The sequence below is a fragment of the Microbacterium sp. SL75 genome, from assembly GCF_026625865.1.
Lineage (GTDB): Bacteria > Actinomycetota > Actinomycetes > Actinomycetales > Microbacteriaceae > Microbacterium.
The window spans coordinates 1,900,922-1,915,935 of record NZ_CP113067.1; the positions used below are offsets into that span (position 1 = coordinate 1,900,922).

At 68.1% G+C, this 15,014-nt stretch carries 20 protein-coding genes and 1 tRNA gene; 8 read left to right on the plus strand and 13 right to left on the minus strand.

Features of this window, described 5'->3' with window-relative positions; all coding sequences use genetic code 11:
• Positions 1-187: 187 nt before the first annotated feature.
• Entirely contained in the window at positions 188-1,060 is an 873-nt protein-coding gene (locus OVA17_RS08905; RefSeq protein ID WP_267786186.1) for a Bax inhibitor-1/YccA family protein, read from the minus strand.
• A 142-nt stretch (positions 1,061-1,202) separates the two neighbouring features.
• Here OVA17_RS08905 and OVA17_RS08910 point away from each other — a divergent pair, with 142 nt between their 5' ends.
• From OVA17_RS08910 to OVA17_RS08925, 4 genes are all read left to right on the plus strand, one after another.
• Positions 1,203-2,195 carry a glycerophosphodiester phosphodiesterase family protein gene (locus tag OVA17_RS08910; protein ID WP_267786187.1) on the plus strand — a complete coding sequence of 331 codons (993 nt, stop codon included), beginning with the start codon at positions 1,203-1,205 and terminating at the stop codon, positions 2,193-2,195.
• 118 nt (positions 2,196-2,313) lie between these two features.
• On the plus strand, positions 2,314-3,243 hold the full coding sequence (locus OVA17_RS08915) for an NAD(P)/FAD-dependent oxidoreductase (RefSeq protein WP_267786188.1): 930 nt from the start codon (positions 2,314-2,316) through the stop codon (positions 3,241-3,243).
• Positions 3,244-3,374: 131 nt separating this feature from the next.
• Positions 3,375-4,412, plus strand: a complete 1,038-nt coding sequence (locus tag OVA17_RS08920; RefSeq protein ID WP_210072268.1) for an ABC transporter ATP-binding protein — start codon at positions 3,375-3,377, stop codon at positions 4,410-4,412.
• On the plus strand, positions 4,409-5,497 hold the full coding sequence (locus OVA17_RS08925; protein WP_267786191.1) for an ABC transporter permease: 1,089 nt from the start codon (positions 4,409-4,411) through the stop codon (positions 5,495-5,497). Before OVA17_RS08920 ends, OVA17_RS08925 begins: the two co-directional genes overlap by 4 nt.
• Before the next feature lie 130 nt (positions 5,498-5,627).
• On the opposite strand, the gene OVA17_RS08930 is transcribed toward OVA17_RS08925, so the two are convergent.
• The 3 genes from OVA17_RS08930 to OVA17_RS08940 are packed head-to-tail and all read right to left on the minus strand — an operon-like array spanning position 5,628 to position 6,911.
• A complete protein-coding gene (locus tag OVA17_RS08930; RefSeq protein WP_210072266.1) occupies positions 5,628-5,837 on the minus strand; it encodes a hypothetical protein in 210 nt (69 codons plus the stop codon).
• Positions 5,838-5,886: 49 nt separating this feature from the next.
• Entirely contained in the window at positions 5,887-6,618 is a 732-nt protein-coding gene (locus tag OVA17_RS08935; RefSeq protein WP_267786193.1) for a GTP-binding protein, read from the minus strand.
• On the minus strand, positions 6,615-6,911 hold the full coding sequence (locus OVA17_RS08940) for a hypothetical protein (protein WP_267786194.1): 297 nt from the start codon (positions 6,909-6,911) through the stop codon (positions 6,615-6,617). Before OVA17_RS08940 ends, OVA17_RS08935 begins: the two co-directional genes overlap by 4 nt.
• Before the next feature lie 79 nt (positions 6,912-6,990).
• Between OVA17_RS08940 and ykgO the strand changes: the two genes are divergently transcribed.
• The 3 genes from ykgO to OVA17_RS08955 all read left to right on the plus strand — a co-directional run bounded on the left by ykgO (position 6,991) and on the right by OVA17_RS08955 (position 7,806).
• Positions 6,991-7,113 (plus strand): type B 50S ribosomal protein L36, encoded by a 123-nt coding sequence (gene ykgO, locus OVA17_RS08945; RefSeq protein ID WP_056226526.1) that lies wholly within the window; start codon positions 6,991-6,993, stop codon positions 7,111-7,113.
• Between the two features lie 91 nt (positions 7,114-7,204).
• Positions 7,205-7,513 carry an ArsR/SmtB family transcription factor gene (locus tag OVA17_RS08950; RefSeq protein WP_267786195.1) on the plus strand — a complete coding sequence of 103 codons (309 nt, stop codon included), beginning with the start codon at positions 7,205-7,207 and terminating at the stop codon, positions 7,511-7,513.
• Complete coding sequence (locus OVA17_RS08955) at positions 7,510-7,806, plus strand: hypothetical protein (RefSeq protein WP_267786196.1); 297 nt, start codon at positions 7,510-7,512, stop codon at positions 7,804-7,806. The genes OVA17_RS08950 and OVA17_RS08955 overlap by 4 nt, the downstream gene beginning before the upstream one ends.
• Before the next feature lie 77 nt (positions 7,807-7,883).
• Here OVA17_RS08955 and OVA17_RS08960 read toward each other — a convergent pair whose 3' ends face one another.
• The 4 genes from OVA17_RS08960 to OVA17_RS08975 all read right to left on the minus strand — a co-directional run bounded on the left by OVA17_RS08960 (position 7,884) and on the right by OVA17_RS08975 (position 11,819).
• On the minus strand, positions 7,884-9,260 hold the full coding sequence (locus OVA17_RS08960; RefSeq protein WP_267786197.1) for an AAA family ATPase: 1,377 nt from the start codon (positions 9,258-9,260) through the stop codon (positions 7,884-7,886).
• The gene (locus tag OVA17_RS08965; RefSeq protein WP_267786198.1) at positions 9,257-10,432 is read right to left on the minus strand and encodes a DUF262 domain-containing protein; all 1,176 of its coding nucleotides are present in this window, start codon (positions 10,430-10,432) and stop codon (positions 9,257-9,259) included. Before OVA17_RS08965 ends, OVA17_RS08960 begins: the two co-directional genes overlap by 4 nt.
• Positions 10,433-10,828: 396 nt before the next feature.
• On the minus strand, positions 10,829-11,053 hold the full coding sequence (locus OVA17_RS08970; RefSeq protein ID WP_267786199.1) for an RNA-binding S4 domain-containing protein: 225 nt from the start codon (positions 11,051-11,053) through the stop codon (positions 10,829-10,831).
• Positions 11,054-11,072: 19 nt separating this feature from the next.
• Entirely contained in the window at positions 11,073-11,819 is a 747-nt protein-coding gene (locus tag OVA17_RS08975) for a DUF2071 domain-containing protein (protein ID WP_267786200.1), read from the minus strand.
• Positions 11,820-11,885: 66 nt separating this feature from the next.
• On the opposite strand from OVA17_RS08975, the gene OVA17_RS08980 reads away from it, so the two are divergent.
• The gene (locus OVA17_RS08980; protein ID WP_267786201.1) at positions 11,886-12,224 is read left to right on the plus strand and encodes a metalloregulator ArsR/SmtB family transcription factor; all 339 of its coding nucleotides are present in this window, start codon (positions 11,886-11,888) and stop codon (positions 12,222-12,224) included.
• A 10-nt stretch (positions 12,225-12,234) separates the two neighbouring features.
• On the opposite strand, the gene OVA17_RS08985 is transcribed toward OVA17_RS08980, so the two are convergent.
• The 5 genes from OVA17_RS08985 to OVA17_RS09005 all read right to left on the minus strand — a co-directional run bounded on the left by OVA17_RS08985 (position 12,235) and on the right by OVA17_RS09005 (position 14,983).
• Positions 12,235-12,462, minus strand: coding sequence for a hypothetical protein (locus OVA17_RS08985; RefSeq protein ID WP_267786202.1), 228 nt, complete (start codon positions 12,460-12,462; stop codon positions 12,235-12,237).
• 185 nt (positions 12,463-12,647) lie between these two features.
• Positions 12,648-13,118: a helix-turn-helix domain-containing protein gene (locus OVA17_RS08990; RefSeq protein ID WP_267786203.1), complete on the minus strand. Its 471-nt coding sequence runs from the start codon at positions 13,116-13,118 to the stop codon at positions 12,648-12,650.
• Positions 13,119-13,172: 54 nt separating this feature from the next.
• Positions 13,173-13,245, minus strand: a tRNA-Met gene (locus OVA17_RS08995).
• 93 nt (positions 13,246-13,338) lie between these two features.
• Positions 13,339-14,097, minus strand: coding sequence for a GntR family transcriptional regulator (locus tag OVA17_RS09000; RefSeq protein WP_267786204.1), 759 nt, complete (start codon positions 14,095-14,097; stop codon positions 13,339-13,341).
• Positions 14,078-14,983: a DMT family transporter gene (locus OVA17_RS09005; protein WP_267786206.1), complete on the minus strand. Its 906-nt coding sequence runs from the start codon at positions 14,981-14,983 to the stop codon at positions 14,078-14,080. Before OVA17_RS09005 ends, OVA17_RS09000 begins: the two co-directional genes overlap by 20 nt.
• Between the last annotated feature and the right edge of the window lie 31 nt (positions 14,984-15,014).

Sequence of the window (15,014 nt, forward strand, 5' to 3'; positions counted from 1 at the left end):
AGGGGTCCGGGTGTTTCGGACACTCAATGGTGGTGGGCGTGTGGGCGTGTGGGCGTGTGGGCGTGTGGGCGTGTGGGCGTGTGGGCGTGTGGGGGAGTGAGGGAGAGAAGGGGGGAGCCCGGATGCCGGCACTCTACGACGAAGGGCCGCCCCGAAACGGGACGGCCCTTCGTGTGAAGCGAGTGCGTCAGTTGTTGCCGCGCAGGATCGCGATCATGCGCAGGATCTCGACGTACAGCCACACGACGGTGACCATGATGCCGAAAGCGCCGACCCAGCCGTAGACCCGGGCAGCGCCGTTGCGGACGCCGCGCTGGATCTGGTCGAAGTCGAGCACGAGCGAGTACGCGGCCATGATGACCACGAAGACGCCGATGATCACGCCGAGCGGGATGCCGAAGATCTCGATCGAGCTGCGCAGGCCGAACGCGCCACCGGCGATCGGGACGTTGAACAGCATGAGGCCGAGGTTGACCAGGCTGAACACCAGGTAGCCGACCATCGCGATCATGAAGATCTTGGTGGCGCGCGCCGAGGCGCGGATCTTGCCGCTCGCGAACAGGGCGAGGGTCACACCGACGACGGACAGGGTGCCGAGGGTCGCCTGCAGGACGATGCCCGGGAAGATGAACTCGAAGAAGGCCGAGATGCCACCGACGAACAGGCCCTCGAACGCCGCGTAGGCGATGAAGACGGGGACGGAGGGTTTCTTCTTGAACGTTGCGACCATCGCCAGCACGAAGCCGACGAGGCCACCGACGATCATCGGCGCAGCGCTGGGGTTCGGGTTGGCGGCGCTGACGCCGGCCATCGACCAGATCCAGCCGACGACGGCCGTGACGACGAGGATGCCGAACAGGGCGAGCGTCTTCATGACGGTGTCTTCGACCGTCATACGGCCGGTGTCGACGGCGCTCGCCGACGGGGCGGCGTACGCGCCTTCGATCGAGGCGGCGGCGGCGGGATCGACGGCCGGGGGCGGGCTGTAGCGCGTATTCGCGCCACCGGCTCGAGGGTCCTGGAACGCCGGGTTGTTGAATGCCGGGTTGTTGAGGGCCACGGGAACTCACACTCCAAAGATGGTGATCACAGCACCGTGCTGTCAGACAACACTAGCCGAGCAGGGCGGCAGATTCCTTGTGCTGACTGGGATTCTGCTTTGAGCGCACCCGCTCGTCACACGGTCTCGCTAGCGTGTCGAGGTGCCTGTCGTCATCGGTCATCGCGGTGCCCCCGGATATCTGCCCGAGCACTCCCGCGGCTCGTATCTACGGGCGATCGCGGAGGGGGTGGATGCCGTCGAGCCCGACGTCGTCCCCTCGAGCGACGGCGTGTTGGTCGTGCGGCACGAGAACGAGATCTCAGGCACCACGGACGTATTGACGCGACCGGAGTTCGCCGAGCGGCGCACGTCGAAGATCGTCGACGGGGAGCGGCTGACCGGCTGGTTCGTCGAGGACTTCACGTGGGAGGAGCTGCGGACCCTGCACTGCCGCGAGCGGATCCCCGCGCTCCGTCCCGACAGCGCCGCCCACGACGACACCGAACCACTGCTGCGCCTGCGCGACGTCCTCGACCTCGCCCGGCAGGGCGGGGTGGGCGTGGTGCTCGAGATCAAGCACGCGGCGTTCTTCGCCCGACTCGGGTTCGACCTGGCCGAGCTCGTCGACGCCGAGCTGCGCGCGGCGGGATGGCAGGACGCCGAGGACGCGCTCGTCATCGAGTCGTTCGAGCCCCTGGTCCTGGCGCGGCTGCGAGAGCGCGGCATCCGGATCCCGCTCGTTCAGCTCATCGACGCGCAGGGGGCGCCGTGGGATCTGCGGGAGCGCGACGGGACTGACGCCGCCTCGTACGCCTCGATGCTGACTGCGGCGGGTCTCGATGTTCTCGCCGGCGAGGTGCAGGGGATCAGCCCCGACAAACGCTCGGTGCTCGCGCCCGATGAGCGCGGCGTCGCGCGAGGACCGGCGCGGTTCGTGCGCGAGGCGCAGGATCGGGGCCTGCGGGTCTTCACGTGGACGTGCCGCCCCGAGAACGCCTTCCTGCTGCCCGCCTATCGGGGGCCGGGCGGCGACGCCGCGTTCGGCGACTGGCGACGCGAGTGGACCGTGTTGAGCGACGCCGGGCTCGACGGGGTGTTCGTGGATCATCCCGATCTGGGCGTCGAGTTCTTCGGGGCGGGACGAAACTCCTGAGTTTCGACCCGCGTGTCGGTCGTTTCGGCCGCTGGACCGCGTCGAGGCGGCGATTCTCAGGAGTTTCGCCCCGCGCAACCCCGACGCCCGGCACGCGCGCAGCCGACAGGATGGCCGCATGACGATGGATGTGACGGTGATCGGCGGCGGAATCTCGGGTCTCGCGTGCGCGCGGGCGGTTCACGAGGCCGGTCGCGCGGTGCGTGTGCTCGATCGCGGGCGCCGGGTGGGCGGACGTCTGTCGAGCCGCACGATCGACGGGCGGCCCGTGGATCTCGGGGCGTCGTACTTCGTGGTCGGGGAGGCGGAGGGCTTCGCCCACGTCGTCGCCGACTGGGAGGAGCGCGGGCTCGCGCGGCCGTGGACCGACACGTTCCAGGTGATCGACCCCGATGGCGGGTGCACGCCCAAGCCCGGACCGATGCGGTGGGCCGCTCCCGCCGGGTTGCGCTCGCTCGCTCTCGACCTCGCCGAGGGGCTCGAGGTCTCGTCGGAGCGTGTCGTCGAAAGCGCGGGGCCCTTCCGGGTCGACGGTGAGGATGCGGGCGAGGTCGTCCTGGCGATGCCGGCTCCGCAGGCGGCGCGACTGACCGGTGAGGCGCCCGGCGGCGCCCAGGAGTGGGATCCGGTGATCGCCGTCGTCCTGCGGTGGGATCAGCGGCAGTGGGATGCCGACCTGCACGGCGCCTTCGCCGACGGCGACGCCGACGTGTCGTTCCTCGCCGACGACGGCGACCGCCGCGGGGACGACGCTGCCGTGCTCGTCGTCCACACCACGGCCGACCGCGCCCGACAGCACCTCGACGACCCCGAGGCGGCCATCGCCCCGGTGCTCGCGGCGACCCGGCGGCTGCTCGGCATCGATGTCGAACCGGTGTCGACGCGCGCGCATCGCTGGACCTTCGCCCGGCCGGTCGAAACGACCGGGCAACCGTTCTTCCGCTCGCCGGGGCTCTCCGCTTGCGGAGACGCGTGGGGCGACAGCGCCGCCGTCCGCACCGCGTGGACCTCGGGCGACGCGCTGGGGCGGGCGCTCGCGGCATCCTGAAGGGCATCGAGGACACGCGCGGGCGGCGACCGAGCGAAAAGCCCTGGTGAACCTCGCCATCATCGGCGCGTGACGGCCGCTCGACGACGAGAGTCCTCGGCGGTGTCGGAGGCTCCCTCTATGGTGAGGCTATGGATGCCGGTATCGACGTCGCGGGAGTCAAACGTTCCTTCGGAGCGGTGCACGCCGTACAGCAGGTGACGTTCACGGCCCTGCCCGGCCGGGTCACCGGACTCGTCGGGCCCAACGGTTCGGGCAAGACGACGCTCATGCTCATGCTCGCGTCGCTCCTGAGACCCGACGAGGGCGAGATGCGCATCGGTGGCATCGACCCCGTGTCCGACCCCGCCGGCGCGCGTCGTCTTCTCGGATGGATGCCGGATTCCCTCGGCGCTTGGCCGAGCCTCACCTCGCGCGAGGTGCTGGTGGCGACCGCGCAGCTCTACGACCTCTCGCGCGAGGACGCGCGGGCCCGGGCCGACCACCTGCTGGAGCTCGTCGACCTCGGCGCGCTCGCCGCCTCTCCCGCCCGGGTGCTGTCACGGGGGCAGAAGCAGCGACTGGCGTTGGCGCGTGCTCTGGTGCACGACCCCCGGGTGCTGCTGCTCGACGAGCCCGCCTCCGGCCTCGACCCTCAAGCGCGCATCGCATTGCGCGTGCTGCTGCGGCGGCTGGCGGCCGAGGGGCGCACCATCCTCATCTCGAGCCACGTGCTCGCGGAGCTCGAAGAGGTCGTCGACGACGCCGTCTTCCTGGTCGACGGGCGCACCGTCGGCACCGACCGCGTCGCGGCCGCGGCGACCCGCGTGCGGGTGTGGCGGGTGCGGGTCCCCGCCGACGTCGCGCGTTCCCCGGACGCCGTGCGCGACGACGTCGCGGCCGCCCTCGGGCGCACGGCCGGCGAGGTGCGCGTCGACCGGCGTGACGTGCTCGTGCCTTTCGTCGACGAGGCGGGCGCCGTCGCGGGTCTGCGTTCGCTCGTGAGCGCGGGGCTGCCGATCGTCGAGTTCGCCCCGGCCGTCGGCGATCTCGAGCACGCGTTCCTCGATCTGCGGGCCGACGCATCGCCGTCCGTACCCGAGGGCGCTTCCACACCCGTGGTCGATCCCGCACCACCCGGCTCCTGGCAGCCGCCCGCCGACCGTACCGACGACGGGAGCGCCTCGTGAACCTGCATCGCCTTCGCACGATCATCGGCATCGAGCTGCGTCAGCGCGTGCGTTCCGTCGGTTGGTACGTGCTGCTCGGGATCTTCGCGGTCATCCTCATCGCCCTGCTGAGCCTCTCGTTCGCCGCGTTCTCGCTCACGACGGGCGGCAGCGAATGGTTCTTCTCGCTCGTCATCATGCTCGTGCTGCTGCTTACGCTGCTGGTCTCACCGACGCTGAGCGGCAGCGCGGTGAACGGCGATCGGGATGCGGCGACCCTCGCCCCCGTCCAGGTCACTCTCGTCACGACGGCCGAGATCGTCATCGGCAAGTTCCTCGCCGCGTGGATCTCGGGACTGGCATTCCTCGTAGTGGCGCTGCCGTTCCTCGTCGTTGCGACCCTCGCCGGAGTGCTCAACCCCGGTGCGATCGTGACCTCGCTCGGCATCCCGATCATCGAGGTCGGCGTCGTCGCAGCGATCGGGGTGGGGCTGAGCGCGGTGATCGCCCGGCCGATCTTCTCCGTCGCGTCGACGTATCTGTTGGTGGCGGCGTTGACGGTGGGGACGCTGATCGCCTTCGGACTCGGGGGTGCGGCTCTGCGCACCCAGACGACGACGATCAGCCGCGAGGTCGATTGGAACGCCATCCCTGCCGGGTGCGACCCCGGCGCCCCGGTGCGCTCGACCGACTGCCCGAGTTACGACCAGTTGCCGTGCGTCGAGTCCCGCACCCTCTCCGAGCAGCCGCGTTTCGATCGCGTGTGGTGGATCCTCGCGGCGAACCCCTTCGTGATCCTCGCCGACGCGACTCCGCCGACGTACGTCGACGGCTACCCGACCGACCTGTTCTCGCAGATCGCCTCCGGCGTCCGTCTGGCGCAGATCGCTCCCGAAGCGACCACGTCGTTCGACGGATGTGCTCAATCCCGCGGGTGGAACGTCGATGCCTACCCGAGCACCGAGCAGCTAGTCGCGGGCACCGCGCCGAGCTGGTTCGTCGGGCTGTTCGTCCAGTTGCTGCTGGCGAGTGGTCTGCTCGCATGGGGCGTCGCCCGCACGCGCACGCCCGCGAAGAGGCTGCCGCCGGGGACGCGCATCGCCTAGCGCGGCCCGTCGGCCGCCGTCGCCCGCCGGGCGTGCCGCCGGTCATCGCTCACGGTGGCCGTGCGCGCGCAAACGGGCGAGGGGCACCCTCCTGGATCAGGATGGGCGCCCCTCCGGTTCGTTGCGAGACTCAGGCGTGTCCTTCGGCCGCCGGGAACCCGGGGTCGGCGGCGGGAGCGTCGTCGCCGTCGAGGGCGTCGCCGGTGTGGTCGTCGAGGCTCACGTGCTCCTCGGCTTCGGCGGCGTCTTCGCGGACCTCGTCGGTCACGGCGTCGGTGGGGGCGGCCGAGTCGGCGCGAGCGTCGTCGGAGTGGCGGGAGGGGATGTCAGGAGTGCTCATGCGCTCACGCTCCTCCTCCGGTGCGGTGCGGGCGACCGGCTTGACACGGTCAGTCGGTGGCATCCGGGATCGACGAATCCACCGCGGGCCAGGCAGGCAGGGGGTCATCGAACGCCAGCCACGCCGAGGGCCCGGCGGCGAGCTCGTCGTCGGTGAGGGCCGCGTGGTCGAGGACGTGCGCGAGCTTCGGTGCCGACAGATCGAGTCCGGTGAAGACGATCTCCTGGCCCATGCCCATGCGGCCGTCGTCGGTGCCGAGCGGCTCGATCCACATCGCGGAGCCCACGTGCTCCCACCGAGCCAGGATGCCGGGGCGAGACGCCAGGCGGCAGAAGCCCGCCGAGCGCACCAGGCGTCCGGCAGCGCCCGCGTCCAGCCGGTCGAGTGCCGCCGAGAGGCGCGCGGGGTGGAACGGCCGCAGCTGCTCGTGGCGGAGCGTCATCACGCGGTTGTCGCGCATGTAGGGGTCGTGTTCGCCGTTGAGGGCGTGCACCCATCCGGCGCGCTCCAGGATCTCGCCCTCGTGCGTCGCGGCCGAGTGCAGGTCGCTCACCGGGTCGCGCGACAGCCGGACGACCGCTGTCGGGTTCAGGTGCGAGGCCAGTGCCATCTGCACCGCCAGCGCCGGGGTCGGCACCTGCTCCCAGTTCACCCAGACGATGCGGGTCGCGAGCTCCAGCGCGAGGGCGGCCTGACGCGCCCGCGCGCCGACGTCACCGCGGGTGTCACCGTGATTCGCGGCTGCCGACAGGGGGGCGTCGTCGAGAAGGTCGCCGATCATGTGGCGGGCGTCGACGACGCACACCTCATGTGGCGGGCGTCGACGACGCACACCGCCTCGACCTCGGATCCGCCGCGTGCCGCGATCGAGTGGATGAGGTCGACGTCGGTGCCGAGATCGACCACGGACGCGGTGTCGTCCGCGCGCGGCCGGGGGAGCGGGAGCGCGTGAGGCACGCGGAGGTCGGCGTACCGCAGCAGATGAAGGGGCCGCGACAGGGCGACGGCGGTCCGTTCCGAGTAGGTCCGGCGCTCGGGGGCGCACACGCCCATGATGGCGATCGTGCGGGGCATGGCATCCACCTCTCATTTGTCAGGGGAGTGGGGACACTCTAGCTTGTTATTGATAACGCTTATCAACAAGGAGGATGCCATGAAGGTCCGAGCGTCGATCAAGTCCCTCAAGAAACAGCCCGGTGCGCAGGTCGTGCGTCGGCGCGGCAAGGTGTTCGTGATCAACAAGCTCAACCCGCGCTTCAAGGGTCGACAGGGGTGATCGCCGGGTCGCTGCGATAACGGAAACGAGAACCGTTCCCAGATAGGTGAACACATTGCAATCCGTGCATGTGTGTGGTGGTCTAGGTGTCGTGGACAAGATCGCGGGGCTCGACGAGGCCGCCGAGCTGTTCAAGGTTCTCGGCAACGAGTCGCGTCTGGCGCTCGTCTGGCTGCTGAGCCGCGAACCGCTCACGGTCGGCGCGCTCGCCGAGCGCGCCGGACTGTCGCAGCCGCTGGTGTCACAGCACCTGCGGACCCTGCGGCAGTCGGGGCTCGTCAGCTCGGAACGCGAGGGCAAAGAGATCCGCTATGCCCTCGCCGACCAGCACGTCGCTCATGTCGTGCTCGATGCGATCGCCCACGTCCAGGAACCGAACGACCAGGGGAACGAACAATGAGCATCGCTGAGACCCACGCCGAGCACACCGTCGACGAGCACGCGCACGGCGACGACTGCGGCCACCAGAAGATCGAGCACGGCGACCACGTCGACTACGTGCACGGGACCCATCACCACGCCCTCCACGGCGACCACTACGACGAGCACGAGTCGAAGGCCGAGCACACCGTCGACGAGCACGCCCACGGCGATGACTGCGGTCACGAGAAGGTCGAGCACGACGGCCACGCCGACTACGTGCACGACGGACACCGTCACGCGCTGCACGCCGATCACTACGACGAGCACTGAGCTCGAGCGGCATCCTGTGTCACGAGCTCAGGATGCAGCGAGGCCCGCTTCCCCTTTCGGGGTGGCGGGCCTCGGACTCAGACAGGTCGTTCCGGTGGTGTTACCGCCCGGAGCGACTGCCGGAACGTTTCGAGGGCTTCCCGCCCCTCGACTGTTGCCGTCAACCAGGCGGTCCAAGTTTCGACGACAAATTGGGAACCGCTTTTGCCCACGGCGGAGGCAACCGAATTCGCGCGATCGTGAGGGTTATCCCCCACCGTGCGCTCGAGCGCCCGCTTCAACATTCCGGCGTCTGTGGAAAGAAGATCTTCATGATTTTCGGCCACGAGGAGCGCTCCTTCTTCCGGCGACAAAATGCCCGGGAGTTTCAAGCACCTCTTTTCCGAGGGTGATATTTTCTCATTCCCATCGAGCACGCCCCATAGGGAAATTTTAGTCTCTTTAAGTTGCGGAAGCTTGCCTACCGCGCGGACTTCCGCCGCGCTGCCTCCGATCCAAATTTCGCTCACATCGAAGTGTGGAAAGTCTGCCATAACCAGAAGTTGGTTCAGTAGGAGTCTAGCCATCGAATCTTCGACCACGAAAACTATTTGCTTCGGTGCGGCGACCCGCAATGCGTCCCACAGTGCGTAATCATCTGGCTTGGCGAGGGAAGACTTTCCGTCCAGGCCGACCCGCAGAAGCGCTTGCGCACTCCGTGGTGCATCGGCAAGGCTCAGGTAGGAGTGCGTAGCAATAATGACGGGCGACTTTTGGCTGTTTGCGTGATCGACGATCAAGTCCAACACCCGTCGAGCAGACATCGGAGCAAGCATGATGTCCGGCTCGTCGAGAAGCAAAACTGCGTTTCGGGGTGCGCTTTTCAGCGCCCAGTGAAGCGTAAGCGCACTCAATTCACCCCTGCTCAGGCTGGGCGAACTGTGCGTGCCACCGCTGGTGGTCATCTCGAAGTACGGAACAACTTCCTCCCTGTATAAGGGGACACCCTCCGTGCTCGTTTCGTCAGTCACGAGAGAACTATCGATTTCAGCGACTCGGATCGAGTCATATTCTCGGCCGAGAACGTAAGACAAAGTTGCCGTATCCGAAGATCGAAGCGGTGACAGACCGGCCGCGTCGACCTGTTCTCGTAGATCTGGAATTCGGTGTGATCGCCACTGACGGGATAGTAGCTCGAAAAGATCGACGTACACGAAGTCATCGGGTTCGTCGCCAACCCAAGTCAGTACGGTGTTGGAGGACTGGGGGTCATTTCGCTCGGACCAAATGGAGCGCAGGATGCGCGATTTTCCGCCAGAATTCACGCCGGCTAAAATCAACAAGCCGCCCGACATGGTCACGTTGCTGTCAGCAAACCCTTGTCCGCTGCGAGTTGACAATGATGACATCGATTGGCGTCCAGTCCAGTCGGAGGTGACGCGGTCCCAGCTATGCTTGGCTTGCACGGACTTCATGCGATCGCACTCCACTCGTCCCACTCCGAAACGAGCTCCAGCACCTGAAGCTCGAATGCATCAGCTCCTTCCCACTGAATGTCTCGAACGCGTGTGTCTAGTTCACGCACTATGTCCGGCAAACTTATCGCTTCGTTGTACTCCGATACAGCTAGCCAGGCAACAGCGTCGCGAGCTTGAACTGACAGCACGTCCGCCACACGGAGGCTGGCTCGGTCGGCATACAGCGCAACGAGTGGCGCAGTGCGAGTTGGATTCTTGAACTCTTTCGATGACGCGGCGAGGTCGCCCTTCGAGGTCATGATTCTGCCCCGCTCGAGAAGCTGCATTGCTTCGCCGAGTCTCAGTGGCGCAGGCGCATTTGAAGTACTAGCCCGCGCGGCCACGAGAAGCCACGTCAGCAAGGTAGCTTTATTGAATTTCACAGCGTGCAACGTGTGAGCTTCTGATGTGAATAGTTCGACGCTCTGGTTCGCGCGCTCGATGACGCCAGCAGGAAGGCCGTCTTGGTCTCTGTAGATGGCCTCCATATCGCGGGCAGTGAGGGGAGTTTTGAGCGACCCTCGCAACAGATATGCACACAAGCGGGCGACGACATCGTCGTATGCGAGCCGCCCATCCGAGAAGCCCAAGAGGTCCTTGCTCCACCCCATAGCGGCAGCGCTTTGCACTATCTCGCGTATCTGGCGGCGCGTCGTTCCCGACAGGGCATTACGCTTCTCGGCCGACGTAAGTCCCGTCGGCAGGTTGAGTCTGAAGAAGAGTTCGTAGGGCTCATCGGGCTCGAAGTCGTACAGGCGGTAGGTGCTGATACGGGCCGACAGGATCCTCCTCTGTATGAGGGGGGGCAGTCGGCTGAATGTCAGCCCCTTGTACTGGGACACGCTCTCATCCACAGGGGCGAACGTGCCAACTGTGACTTTGCCCTCTATGAAATCGAACAGGGCTTGGAGGCGTTGTTGGCCGTCCAAGACGGAAAGGCTCTCGTCCTCTTCGACGACGAGGTGCACGGGCGGAACCCGCCAACCCCGCAGAACTGTGTCGACTAGCCTTGCCTTTTTCTCTCGGGGCCAGACCAATCCACGTTGGAAGGCTGGTTGCAGGTCGAGGCTCCCTTCCGTGTATCTAAGGTGCAGGCTCTTCAGATCGGGCTCCCAGGGCTCGAGTTTCAATGCCCACTCCTTCAGTCATTTCCGGCAAATCACGACTCTCTCGCAACCACGGATGACGATACAGGTTTCAGTCCTAGTGTGTCTCGCAAAGCCTCTACCTGATGCGTTTCGCGTGATACTGAACACGCGTCAGAAGCGTTGCAGTCGGGGATCTTTCTGCCAACGGGTGGGGATTGAGATCGCCTGCAACTTAGATTTCGGCGCTTCTCGCATTTTGAACCGCGGAGTTGGTTCCGCTCACGACATCCGCAATGGGCGGGACTTGCTCCTACCCCTCGGTTGGACCGACAATGCGCACGGTGCGTGAGGGGGTGAGCTCGGAGCGGGGCCCACGACGCCGGGCTACGGCATCCCCGCGGTTGTCGATGTCGCACGGGTATCCTCGCGTGCCCCCGGTCAGGCCTGCACGCGGAACGAGCGCCCCTCGAACGTCACGACGTCGCCCACCTGCAGCTGGCGTCCGCGGCGGCGATCGACCTCGCCGTTGACCTCGACGTAGCCGTCGATGATCGCCTCTTTCACGTCTCCGCCCGAGTCGAGGATGCCGGCGAACTTCATGAACGGGCCGAGGCGGATGCCCTCACTGCCGATGGGTACATCCTGGGGCGCGGGGGTGGTCATGAATCCAGTCTCGCAGGAGTCACGCGGCCGGTGCGGGTTCGGAAACGCTGCTCCAGCGCGTCGGCACGTCGCGCATCAGCAGGGCGTGGTCGAACTCGGCGGTGCCGGCGGGCAGGGCTTCGAAGAAGCTCGAGGCGAGGTCGGTGACGGCGAGGGGTTCGACGCGCCAGGCGTCGGTGTCGAGCCGTAGCCCCTCGAGCGTTCCCGCGCGCGCGGGCGACCAGCCAACGGCATCCTTCCGGAAGAACGCCGACGCGTCGTCGAGGCTCTCGAAGAGGCGGCTGTCGAACGGGATGCCGGGGCCCCGGCGACCCGCGACGCGAACGTGCAGGTCGCTCGCGTCGACGCGGACCGCGAGGCTGGCGCGCGAGGCGTCGAAGGAGACGGTGGCGGGGGAGTGTGTGCCGGGGAAGACGCGACCGCCGACGAGTCGGACGAGTCGGGACGAGCTGTGGCGCCGGGGGATGTAGACGCCGGTTCGCGGGCCGTCAGCGGCATCCCACTCGACCGCGATGCGGTGCGCCGCATTGCGGCTGCGATGCCCGATGGCGGGCGCGAACCACGCGGGACGGACGGAGGCGAGGTGGATCAGGCACATGCCCGCAACGGCGCTGCCGGCGACGAGTTGAGGGCGCAAGCCCCGGGGGAGCAGGGATCGTGCGGCGTCGGGGTCGACGCGGTAGTTGACCAGGACGCGGTGGACGATCGTCGCGGCCATCGCCGGCACCGGGTTCGTGCTGCCCCCGATGTTTGTCTGAGTGGTCATGACGCCTCCTTGGCTATTTAGCGAAGAAGCTACACGCAATTTAGCTACAGTGCTAGATTGGGTGGCGTGACCGACACCGCATCCGACATCTTCGCGGCTCTCGCGCACCCGACGCGGCGCCAGATCCTGCAAGACCTGAAGGACGGCGAGATGGCCGCGGGCGAGATCGCCGCGCGGTTCGACGCGAGCGGACCGACCATCTCGCGACACCTCGGGGTGCTGCGCCAAGCCGGTCTCGTCACGGAGCGTCGCGATGCCAACCGCATCCTGTATTCGCTCGTCGGGGAACGGCTGGCGCTGTCGGTGGGGGATTTCCTGTCGACCGTGTGTCCCGAGCAGATCGTGCTGCGCGAGGTGCGCAAGCGCCGGCCGGTCGCGCGAGGAACGGTGTCGGCTGAGGCGTAGTCGTGCGGGATCAGTCGGACGGGGGCTTCTCGCCGGCGCGCCGCCAGTCGGCGATGTACGGGGGGAGCTCGGTCGTCAGGGTCACCCACAGGCGCTCATCGTTCATCGCGCGATAACCCGCATGGGACGCGATGTTGCGCATCGTCCGCAGGGCCGCGACGACCTCGGCGGGGGTGTCCGTGACGAACGGTGCGAAGTCGTCGGTCTCGAAGAGTGCGGCAGTCCGGATGATCGCCATCGAGCCGGACGCGTACGAGGGGGAGGTGCGGAGAAAAGCACCCCTCCCGCTCCCCACGGCATGGCTCAGGAAGGCCGCGATCGCGTCGACGCTCTCGAGGAAGTTCGCCCGAGCATGGTCTGTGAGGGGGCGCTCTGTCCGTGGCGCCCGCGTGAAGCGCTTCGCCGGTTGTGGATCGGAAGCCGTCACAGGGCCGCCATCACCGTCGAGTCGAGGAAAGAGGGACGCTGCTCATCGTCGACGATCACATCGACGGTGAACCCCGTGAGCTCTTCGACCGCGCTCGTGAAGGCGGCGATGTCGAAGTACCCACGGCCGCTGTCGATGCGAGCGAGAAAGTCGATGTCCGACGTGAAATGATCCGCGCCCGTCGCAATCGAGCCGAATACGCGGATGTCATGGAGTCCGTGCCGTCGTCCTGCCTCGACGATGGCCTCGGCGTTGTCTTCGAGGGCCAGGCTGGGTCGGTAGTCGGCGGCTCGGAGGAGCCGCTCGAGGGCGTCTTCGCTGGGGTTCCTCGTGCCGTTCTCTATGGCGGCGACATTCGGCTGGCTCATCCCTGCGGCGCGTGCCAGGTCGGCCTGCGACATGCCCCGGTCGAGTCGCGCGGCCCGAACGACGTGCGCGGCGCGGCTTCGGTCGACGTGTCGGATCACGGGTATACCTCCGTGATATATCGTACAACTCGGGCACTGACCGGGCAGGCGTAGACGCGACGGCGGGAGTCGAACCCGCCACGCCTTCGGTTATGAGCCGAGGCCCGGGACCGCCCGGATCGCCGCGATGTGTCCCCACGCTAACCCGGGGTGCGGGAGGGGCGAAGAGGCGTTGCGCGGCGTGACGCGATGTGTCGTCGTATGGCGCTCGGGGCGCTCGTCAGCGACCGGCGCGCCCGTCGATGATCGCCCGCGTCGAGTGCTCGAGGTGCGCGCGGACCACCCGCTCCGGGGCTCGCAACGCCTCCTCGACGTACGCGCGGTGCTCCTCCGTCAGTGCCCCCGGTGCGTACGCCGGCCGCACGTGCGTGAGCAGCAGCCGCATCTCGCCGTCGAGGCGGCGGTACTCCTCGGCGATGCGCGAAGAGCCGGACGCGTCCACGAGTGCGAGATGCACGCGAGCGTGGGCATCGAGGGTGGCGGGCCAGTCGCCCGCGGCCTCGGCCACGGCCAGGTCATCGAGCGCGGCGCCGGCGGCGGAGGGGCGGATGCCGCGATCGCGCACGATCCGCAGGGCCTCGGTCTCGAGGGCGCATCGCAACTGCTGCAGGGCGATCAGGGCGTCGTCGTCGAGAAGGGACACGCGGACTCCGCGGTACGGTTCGGCGGTGGTGAGTCGCTCGGCGGTCAGCGTGGCGAGAGCGGTGCGCGCGGTGTGCCGCGAGACGCCGTGCGCCGCGCTGAGATCCTCTTCCCGCAGCGGGGTGCCGGGCGCGAGTTCGCCCGACAGGATCTCGGAGCGCACAGCGGCGGCGACCGCGTCGGCGGTGCGGGGGCCGGGGACGGACGGCGAAGATCGGCGCGCGGCTGCGGTCGTGAGTGCCGCGGCATCCGCGGCGATGCGCTCGGCCTCTCCTGGCGGGGTGCGGCCCGCCCCGGCCGCAGCGCCTTCGTTCGCGTCAGGCCCGTGCCGCGGCATCCGGAACCTCCTCACCACGACGAGACGGAGCCGACACCACGGCGAGGCCCACCGCGATGAGGGCCAGGCCGATGCCGCTGACCAGCGTGAGCTGCTCGCGCAGTACGAAGAGGCCGAGCAGGGTGGCGGCGAGGGGTTCGGCCAGCGTCAGTGTCGACACCGTGACGGCGCTCAGCCGCGCCAGGCCCCACCCGAACAGCAGGTAGGCGATCGCCGTCGTCACCACCCCGAGCCACAGGGCGAGGGCAAGACCGTTCGGGGTGAGGAGCCATGACGCTCCGGCGAGCAGGAGCACGGGCAGGCTCGCCACGGCGGCGACGCCGAATACCGCCCCCATGACGCGCGTGGAGTTCCACCCCCTCTCGATCAACGCTTTGCCGCACACCGTATAGAGGGCGTACGACATTCCCGCGCCCGCCGAGGCGAGTAGGCCCGCCGGGGCGAGCGCGGTCGCGCCGCCGGTCATGCCCGACACGAGAACGACCCCGAGCAGGGCGACGGCGGTCGCCAGCATCCAGCGCGGTGACGGGGCGCGGCGCAGGCGCACGGCATCCGCGATCCCGGTGGCGATGGGCGCCGAGCCGAGGGCGACGACCGTGCCGATTGCGACACCGTTCTCGCGCGTGCCGAGGAAGAACAGGGGCTGGTAGGCGAGCACTCCGACCGCTCCGATGGCGATGAGTGCCGACGTCGACGTTCGAGAGCCGCGGTGCGGCCGCACGGGCGCGCGTTGCGTCAGGGCGAGAAGGCCCAGGATGCCACCACCCACCACGATCCGTGCCGCCCCGACCGCGAGCGGCGAGGCGTCGACGCCCGCGAGGGCCTGCGCCGTGCCCGTGGTGGAGAAACACAGCGCCGCGGCGAGGATCGCGAGGGCGGGAAGCATGCATGGATTGTTACACAATCTGCGCGTCGTC